At 71.1% G+C, this 8,138-nt stretch carries 6 protein-coding genes and 2 pseudogenes; 4 read left to right on the top strand and 4 right to left on the bottom strand.

The genetic code is table 11. From position 1 onward, the window contains the following. The 3 genes and pseudogenes from VHA72_RS09155 to ccrA form a co-directional block, all read right to left on the bottom strand. Positions 1-295, bottom strand: a pseudogene (locus VHA72_RS09155) (hypothetical protein); the annotation flags it as partial. Next, the gene (locus VHA72_RS09150; RefSeq protein WP_325574446.1) at positions 292-1,623 is read right to left on the bottom strand and encodes a coiled-coil domain-containing protein; all 1,332 of its coding nucleotides are present in this window, start codon (positions 1,621-1,623) and stop codon (positions 292-294) included. The gene VHA72_RS09150 and the pseudogene VHA72_RS09155, both read right to left, overlap by 4 nt. 121 nt (positions 1,624-1,744) lie before the next feature. Next, complete coding sequence (ccrA, locus tag VHA72_RS09145; protein ID WP_325574444.1) at positions 1,745-3,085, bottom strand: crotonyl-CoA carboxylase/reductase; 1,341 nt, start codon at positions 3,083-3,085, stop codon at positions 1,745-1,747. A 216-nt stretch (positions 3,086-3,301) separates the two neighbouring features. Here ccrA and VHA72_RS09140 point away from each other — a divergent pair, with 216 nt between their 5' ends. Further along, on the top strand, positions 3,302-5,107 hold the full coding sequence (locus VHA72_RS09140; RefSeq protein WP_325574442.1) for an esterase-like activity of phytase family protein: 1,806 nt from the start codon (positions 3,302-3,304) through the stop codon (positions 5,105-5,107). 58 nt (positions 5,108-5,165) lie between these two features. Here VHA72_RS09140 and mce read toward each other — a convergent pair whose 3' ends face one another. Further along, a complete protein-coding gene (gene mce, locus VHA72_RS09135) occupies positions 5,166-5,612 on the bottom strand; it encodes a methylmalonyl-CoA epimerase (RefSeq protein WP_325574440.1) in 447 nt (148 codons plus the stop codon). Between the two features lie 220 nt (positions 5,613-5,832). Here mce and VHA72_RS09130 point away from each other — a divergent pair, with 220 nt between their 5' ends. The 3 genes and pseudogenes from VHA72_RS09130 to VHA72_RS09120 form a co-directional block, all read left to right on the top strand. After that, complete coding sequence (locus VHA72_RS09130; protein WP_325574438.1) at positions 5,833-7,029, top strand: acetyl-CoA C-acetyltransferase; 1,197 nt, start codon at positions 5,833-5,835, stop codon at positions 7,027-7,029. Further along, positions 7,029-7,976 carry a methylmalonyl Co-A mutase-associated GTPase MeaB gene (meaB, locus tag VHA72_RS09125; RefSeq protein WP_325574436.1) on the top strand — a complete coding sequence of 316 codons (948 nt, stop codon included), beginning with the start codon at positions 7,029-7,031 and terminating at the stop codon, positions 7,974-7,976. The genes VHA72_RS09130 and meaB overlap by 1 nt, the downstream gene beginning before the upstream one ends. A gap of 23 nt (positions 7,977-7,999) precedes the next feature. After that, positions 8,000-8,128 (top strand): annotated as a pseudogene (locus VHA72_RS09120) (PH domain-containing protein); the annotation flags it as partial. Between the last annotated feature and the right edge of the window lie 10 nt (positions 8,129-8,138).

The raw sequence follows: 8,138 nt of genomic DNA, 5'->3' as shown, positions 1-8,138 counted from the left end.
GCTCCAGGACGCGGACCAGCGGGTCCAGTCCGGCCGCGATGAACAGCGAGACCACGATCTCCACCAGCACGCCGCTGATGGTCAGCAGCACCTTGCCGGCCGCGACCGCGGTCAGCAGGCCGAGCCCGGCGAGGAGCCCGGCGACGTACGGCGCCTTGCGGTCGAAGGCCGGTCCGGGCCGGCCGAGAGCGGGCTCGTCCTCCGGCTCGGGGCCGAGGGCAGGCTCGTCCTCCGGCTCGGGGCCGAGGGCAGGCTCCTCCTCCGGCTCGGGGCCGACCTCCGCCGCCTGCGTCACTCGCCGTCCCGCTCGTCCGGCTCCTCGTCCTTGCCGAACCCGGCGACGAGCTCGCTGAGGGAGGCCAGCTGGGCGGTGATGGCGTCGCGGCGCTTGGTCATCCGTGCCACCTCGGCCCTGATCGCCGACAGCGCCCGCTCCGCCTCGGCATGCCCGGCGTTGGTGATGGTCTCGGCCTGGGCGCGGGCGGTGGCGACCAGCTGCTCGGCCTCGCGCTTGGCGCGGGCGATCAGGCCCTCGGACTCGGCCTCGGCCTGGGCGCGCTGGGCGGCGATCTGGGCCGCGGCCTGGCGGGCGCGCTCCTCGGCCGCCGCAGCGCGCGACTCCGCCTCCTCGACCAGCCGACGGGTCTCGGCCATCGAGCTGTTGTGGTGGTCGGTCGCCTCGCGGGCCAACCGCTCCTTCTCCACCGCCAGCATCCGGCGGGCCTCCTGGACCTCCCGGTCGGCGCCGGCGCGGGCCTGCTCGACCTCGCGCTGGGTGGCGGTGCGCAGCTCGGTGGTCTCCTGCTGGGCGGCCAGTCGAAGCTGGTCCGCCTCCCGCTTGGCCGAGGCGAGGTGGTCCTCGGCCTCGCTGCGGGCCAGGGCGCGCTCCTGCTCGGCCTGGGCGGTGATCCGGGCGCGGTGGTCGTCCATCTCCTGGTAGTGCGCCTTGCGCAGCTCCTCGACCTCGCGCTGGGCGTCGGCCTTGACGGCGGCGGCGTCGCGGGAGGCCTGGGTGCGGATCTCGTCGGCGTCGCGCTCGGCGGCGGCCTTGATCTCGGCGGCCTCCTCCTCGGCCAGGCGCAGCATCGCCGAGGCCCGGCCACCGAGGCCGGCGTAGGAGGGGTTGCTGTTCTCGGCGAGCTCGTCGCGCAGACGCTGGACCTCGGCCTCCAGCTCGCTCACCCGGCTCTGCGCACTCTGGGCGGCGGCGTGCGCGGCCGCGTGGGCCGCGATCAGCTGCTGCAGCCGCGAGTCGACGGCGGCCGGGTCATAGCCACCGCGGCGTACGACGGGCAGCGGCGCCGAGGACACGCCCGGCACTCGCGGCGGGGCGCTCGGCGTACTCGGGGCGGCGGGCTTGGCGCTGGGCGTGGGGGGGGTCGCCGCGGCTGCGCCGCGCGGCGCAGCCGGCGGAGCCGGGACACGGGGAATGACTCGGGTCTCCTCGTCGTCGGCGCTCTTGCCGGCGTCACCGGAGGTCGAAGCAGGCTTCTCGGCGGACTTGTCGGCGGCCTTCTTGGCGCCGGCGGAGGACGACTGCTTCGCCTCGGCCGCAGCGGCGGTGCCTTCCTCGGCAGCCGTCTCCGGCTCCTCGTCGAAGATGGACAGGCCCTGATCGCTCATGGTCGGCATACCTCTTGTCGTGGACTGCTCCGGGGATGCCTCAAGCCTCCCACATCGGGCCCAAGAACGGGCGAGGGCCGCCCCGGCGATCCGGAGCGGCCCTCGTCGTACCGACGGACGATCAGATCCCGCGGAAACGGTTGATCGCGTCGAGGTGCTTGGCGCGCATCTCGTGGTCGAGCACGCCCAGGCCCTCCTCGGGCGCGAGCGCGAGGACGCCGACCTTGCCCTGGTGCAGGTTCTTGTGCACGTCGAGGGCCGCCTGGCCGACGTCGTCGAGGGTGTAGGTGCGCGACAGGGTCGGGTGGATCTTGCCCTTGGCGATGAGTCGGTTGGCCTCCCACGACTCGCGGTAGTTGGCGAAGTGCGAGGAGACGATGCGCTTGAGGTTCATCCACAGGTAGCGGTTGTCGTACTCGTGCATGTAACCGGTCGTCGACGCGCAGGTGGTGATGGTGCCGCCCTTGCGGGTGACGTAGACCGAGGCGCCGAAGGTCTCCCGGCCGGGGTGCTCGAAGACGATGTCGATGTCCTCGCCGCCGGTCAGCTCGCGGATCTTCTTGCCCAGGCGCTGCCACTCCTTGGGGTTCTGCCTGGTGCCGTCCTCGTTCCAGAACTTCCAGTTCTCCTCGGAACGGTTGATGATCAGCTCGGCGCCCATCCGGCGGCAGATCTCGGCCTTCTCCTCGTTGGAGACCACGCAGATCGGGGTCGCGCCGCCGTTGAGGGCGTACTGCGTGGCGAAACCGCCGAGACCACCCGAGGCGCCCCAGATCAGGACGTTGTCACCCTGCTTCATGGCGCCGCCGTTCTTGGAGACCAGCTGGCGGTAGGCGGTGCAGTTCACCAGGCCGGGGGAGGCGGCCTCCTCCCAGGTCAGGTGCTCCGGCTTGGGCATCAGCTGGTTGGCCTTGACCATCGCGATTTCGGCGAGGCCGCCGAAGTTGGTCTCGAAGCCCCAGATCCGCTGCTCGGGGTCCATCATCGTGTCGTTGTGGCCGTCGGCCGCCTCGAGCTCGACCGAGAGGCAGTGCGCGACGACGCGGTCGCCGGCCTTCCACTTGGTCACGCCGGGGCCGGTCTTCAGTACGACGCCGGACAGGTCCGAGCCGACGATGTGGTAGGGCAGGTCGTGCCGCTTGGTCAGCGGCGAGAGCCGGCCGTAGCGCTCGAGGAAGCCGAACGTGGAGACCGGCTCGAAGATGGAGGTCCACACGGTGTTGTAGTTGATCGCGCTCGCCATCACCGCGACGAACGCCTCGCCCGGGCCGAGCTCGGGCAGCGCCACGTCCTCGACGTGGAGCGACTTGCGCGGGTCCTTCTCCTTGCTCGGCACACCCTCGAACATGTCGACCTCGTCCTTGTGGACGGTGGCGGCCTTGAAGTGGTCGGGGATCTCCAAACTCGCGAAGTCCTCCGGCGCGGCGTTGTCGCTGAGGATGGCGTCGAGGATCTGCTGCACGTCGTCTCCTGAGAAAGGGATGGCCCGTCGGGCCCGGGCGTGGACGAGACATTACTGGCGAGTAAAAGGCTGCGGCCAGAGGTGTGACTGACGACACTGCCGGTCTCCTTGTGGTCATGTTCCGGTCATCTGGCGGCGGACGTGTGGTCATGTCGCACGGCTTTGCTCGCACTGCCCGCCGCGCCTCCTCGGGCGCGCCCTGACAGAGGAGTACCCGTGAATCGCCCTGGACGCACCACCCTCGCCGTTGCTGCCGTCGCGGCCGCCGCCATCGCCGTCCCGATCTGTGCCGTGGCGGCGAACGGCACCGGCTCGGCCTCCTGTGCTGCGCAGACCACCGCGGTGGCGGCGGCGCAGGTCGCCGTCGCGCACGACCAGGCCGCCCTGGCGAGGGCGAGGCACAAGAAGGCCAAGACCCGGAGAGCCAAGGCCGCGAGGCAGCGCAAGGTGGCCAAGGTGACCAAGCGGCTGGCCCATGACGAGGCCAGGCTGACCGCCGCCCAGTCGGCGCTGATCTCCTGTCTGGGCACCCAGCCGACGACGACGGTCACCGTCACCGCCACGCCCACTCCGACGCCGACCCCGGCGGTCTGGAAGTCCGGTACGGCGCTGCTCAGCGAGGACATCGCCCCGCTCGGCTATTGGGACGGGGTGCCGATCGCCGGGTCGGCGTACGGCTCGGCATGGACCGCCGATCCGGCCCACCCGGGCTACTTCTACGGCCTGACCGACCGCGGACCCAACGTCGCCTATCCGGACGGAAACTCGCTGCACAAGCTCGAGCCGCTGCCCGGCTTCCAGGACGCCATCGGCCACTTCCACGTCGTGGGCGGCCAGGCGGAGCTGGTCAAGCGCATCGGCCTGACGACCGCCGACGGTGAGCCGTACGGCGGCCTGGAGAACAAGGTCGCCGACGCCGGCGAGACCATCTACGACCAGTACGGCGACGTGCTGCCGAAGAGCGACGCGGGCCTCGACACGGAGGGCATCGTGGTCGACCCGAAGGGCGGCTTCTGGGTCTCGGACGAGTATGGCCCACTCATCGTCCACTTCGACGCGAACGGCAGACAGGACAACCTGCTCTCGCCGTACGTGACGACTCCGAGCGCCACCGAGCATCCACTGCCGGCCGAGCTCAAGGAACGCAATGCCAACAAGGGGATGGAGGGGCTGACGCTCACGCCCGACGGCAAGTACCTCGTCGGCGTGATGCAGTCCTCGCTGAACAACGGCGCCACCCCGTCCGCCCAGGGCATGATCACCCGGATCGTCAAGATCAAGCTCGCCGACTACTCGGTCCAGGAATACCTCTACTCCCTGCACGACGCGGTCAACGCCAGCAACAAGGCCTACGAGGGGCAGGCCAACAGCGAGATCGCGGCGCTGCCAGACGGCACCTTCCTGGTCGACGAGCGGGACGGCAAGTTCGAGGGCGAGAAGGACGGGAAGCAGGCGGCCGACAAGAACCTGTGGCGGGTCGATCTCGACGACGCCACCGATGTCGGACCGAACTCGCCGCTGATCGGCACGACCGTCGGCGGCGGGGCGGTCACGTGGGACGACGCCAAGGGCCTGCTCATCGGTGGCCGCACGATCGAGGACATTGCGGGCAACGCCTCCGGCCTGGCCTCGCCTGCCGACAGCGGCTGGCAGACGGTCTCCGGCGCGCCGGCACCGGGCGGTGCCCGCAGCGCGCTCGAGGCCCAGGGCGTGCACCTGGCCGGCGAGAGCCTGTTCCTTAACATCGCGGGCCTGGTGTCCTCGATCGACCCGTCGGGGATGTACTTCGGCCACGACAAGGTCGAGGGCGTCGCGGTCGACCCGACGGATCCAACCAAGCTGTTCATCAGCAACGACTCGGACTTCGGCCTCACCGATCTTCCTGCCGGTCCGGCTCCGACCGCCGACAAGCGCGCGAAGGGCACCGATGCGCAGAAGTTCCTGCCCGACGGCAGGACGCAGGACTTCGGTGAGGTGATGGCCGTCGACATGAGTCAGGTGCCGGCGGCGTTCAAGGGCTAGCAGAACGGCGAGGGCCCCGCCGGGGTGGCGGGGCCCTCGCCGGGTCGGCTGCGCCGGCTCAGTGGGCGGCGGTCTTGGCCGGCTCGACCAGCTCGATCAGCACGCCGCCGGCGTCCTTGGGGTGGACGAAGTTGATCCGGCTGTCGGAGGTGCCGCGCCGCGGGGCGTCGTACAGGAGGCGCACGCCGCGCTCCTTGAGGATGTCCATCACCTGCTCGACGTCGGTCACCCGGTAGGCGAGCTGCTGGATGCCCTGACCGTTCTTGTCCAGGAACTTCGCGATGGTGCTCTCCGGGGTGAGCGGGGCGAGCAGCTGGATCTTGGAGTCGGTCGTGCCGACCTGCAGCATGGCTTCGGCGACCCCCTGCTCCTCGTTGACCTCGCGGTGGATCTCCTTGAGGCCGAAGGTCTCGTCGTAGAACCGGATCGCCTCGTCAAGGTCCGGTACGGCGATGCCGACGTGGTCGATGGCGGTGAACAGGTGCTCGGGGATCTGAATGCTCATGTGCGTACTCACTTCGTTCCGTGCGCACATGAGGCACATGGGCGCGGTGTTGAATGATTCGCTCGCTGGCGCTCGCTCATGAGGTCACTCTGGTCCACCGTCGGGGCGCGAGGGAAGATGTGTGACGATGGGCACACGGAGCGGCCGGCCTACCCCCTCCCGCGGTTCTCTACCCGTCGGTAATGTCGGCAGCACGCGTTTCGCACACCTTGGAGGCAGCATGTCCACCGGAAATGTCATCGTCGCGGGAGCCCGCACCCCGATCGGCCGCCTACTGGGCGCCTTCAAGGGGCTGAGCGCCGCCGACCTCGGCGCGGTCGCCATCAAGGGCGCACTGGAGAAGGCGGGCGTCACTCCCGAGCAGGTCGACTACCTCATCGCCGGACAGGTTCTTCAGGCCGGCGCCGGTCAGAACCCGGCCCGCACCGCCGGTCTCAAGGCGGGCCTGCCGCAGAGCGTGCCCTCGATCACCGTCAACAAGGTCTGCCTCTCGGGCATCAACGCGATCGCGCAGGCCTCCCAGCTGATCACCGCCGGCGAGGCCGAGATCGTGGTCGCCGGCGGCATGGAGTCGATGACGCAGGCGCCGCACTTCCTGCCCAGGTCGCGCGAGGGCTTCAAGTACGGCGACACCACGCTGGTGGACCATATGGCCTACGACGCGCTCTACGACCAGGCGACCGCCCAGGCGATGGGCGCGCTCACCGAGGCCGTCAACGCCGACCGCGACACCCCGCTCTCCCGCGAGGCGCAGGACGCGTTCTCGGCCCGCTCGCACCAGCTGGCCGCCGCCGCACAGAAGAACGGCGTCTTCGACGACGAGATCGTCCCGGTCTCCATCCCGCAGCGTCGCGGCGAGCCGATCGTGGTCACCGCCGACGAGGGTGTGCGCCCCGACACCACCGCGGAGTCGCTGGCCAAGCTGCCCCCGGCGTTCTCCAAGACCGGCACCATCACCGCCGGCTCGTCCTCGCAGATCTCCGACGGGGCCGCGTTCGTGGTCGTGATGAGCAAGGCCAAGGCCGAGGAGCTGGGCCTGAGCTGGCTGGCCGAGATCGTCGCGCACGGCCAGGTCGCCGGCCCCGACTCCTCTCTGCAGTTGCAGCCGGCCAACGCCACCCGGAAGGCACTCGACAAGGCCGGGCTGAGCGCCGCGGACCTGGACGTGGTCGAGTTCAACGAGGCGTTCGCCGCCGTCGGTCTCGAGTCCGCCGCCGCCCTCGGCATCCCCGAGGAGAAGGTCAACGTCAACGGCGGCGCCATCGCCATCGGCCACCCGCTGGGTGCCTCCGGCGCCCGCATCACGCTGCACCTGGCGCTGGAGCTCAAGCGCCGCGGCGGCGGCGTCGGCGCGGCCGCACTCTGCGGCGGCGGTGGTCAGGGCGACGCCCTGATCCTGAGCGTGCCGAAGGCCTGATGTCACGCACCAACGTCGAGGTCGATGACCTCGTCGCGGCCGCCCGTGGGGGTTCCCCGCGGGCGGTCGCCCGTTTGATCTCCCTGGTGGAGGACGCCTCGCCGCGGCTGCGCGAGGTGATGAGCGCGCTGCGGCCCCATGTCGGCCATGCCCACGTCATCGGACTGACCGGCGCCCCCGGCGTCGGCAAGTCCACCACCACCAATGCCCTGGTGCGCGAGCTGCGGGCGGCCGGCAAGCGGGTCGGCGTGCTGGCGGTGGACCCGTCCTCGCCGTTCTCCGGGGGCGCGCTGCTCGGTGACCGGATCCGAATGAGCGACCACGCCACCGATGCCGGCGTCTACATCCGCTCGATGGCCTCGCGCGGCCACCTCGGCGGCCTGGCCTGGAGTACGCCGCAGGCGATCCGGGTGCTCGACGGCGCCGGCTTCGACGTCGTACTCGTCGAGACCGTGGGTGTCGGCCAGTCCGAGGTGGAGATCGCCGGCCTGGCCGACACCACCCTGGTGCTGCTCGCCCCGGGCATGGGCGACGGCATCCAGGCCGCGAAGGCGGGCATCCTCGAGATCGGCGACGTCTACGTCGTCAACAAGGCCGACCGCGACGGCGCCGCGAAGGTACGCCGAGAACTGCGCTCGATGCTGACGCTGGCCGCCCGCCCCGAGGGCGCCTGGCGCCCGCCGGTGGTGGCGATCGCCGCCCAGAGCCACACCGACCTGGACAAGCTCACCGCGGCGATCGAGGAGCACCGGGCCTGGCTGGACGACTCCGGGACGCTGCGGCAGCGCCGCATCCGGCGTGCCCGCGAGGAGGTCGAGGCGATCGCCGTGGCCGCGCTGCGCTCGCGCTGGGAGCCACAGGGCGGCGGTCGGCTCGATGAGCTGGCCGCGGCGGTGGCGGCGGGGGAGAGCGATCCCTACGCCGCGGCGGACGCCCTGCTGGGCTGAGGTCACGCTGCGGTGTCTGCCTCGTCTTCGAGTCGGCGGCCCAGGAGCAGGGCCTGCGCGACATCCGGTACGTCGGACGCCCCGACGAGCGCGACCTGACGATCCAGCGGGTGGTGCAGCGCGCGGGTCTGCGCGGACCCCGGGTCGGCTGACGTACGCTCA

This window comes from Nocardioides sp., from assembly GCF_035547795.1.
GTDB lineage: Bacteria > Actinomycetota > Actinomycetes > Propionibacteriales > Nocardioidaceae > Nocardioides.
This window is presented reverse-complemented; position numbering and strand designations above follow the sequence as displayed.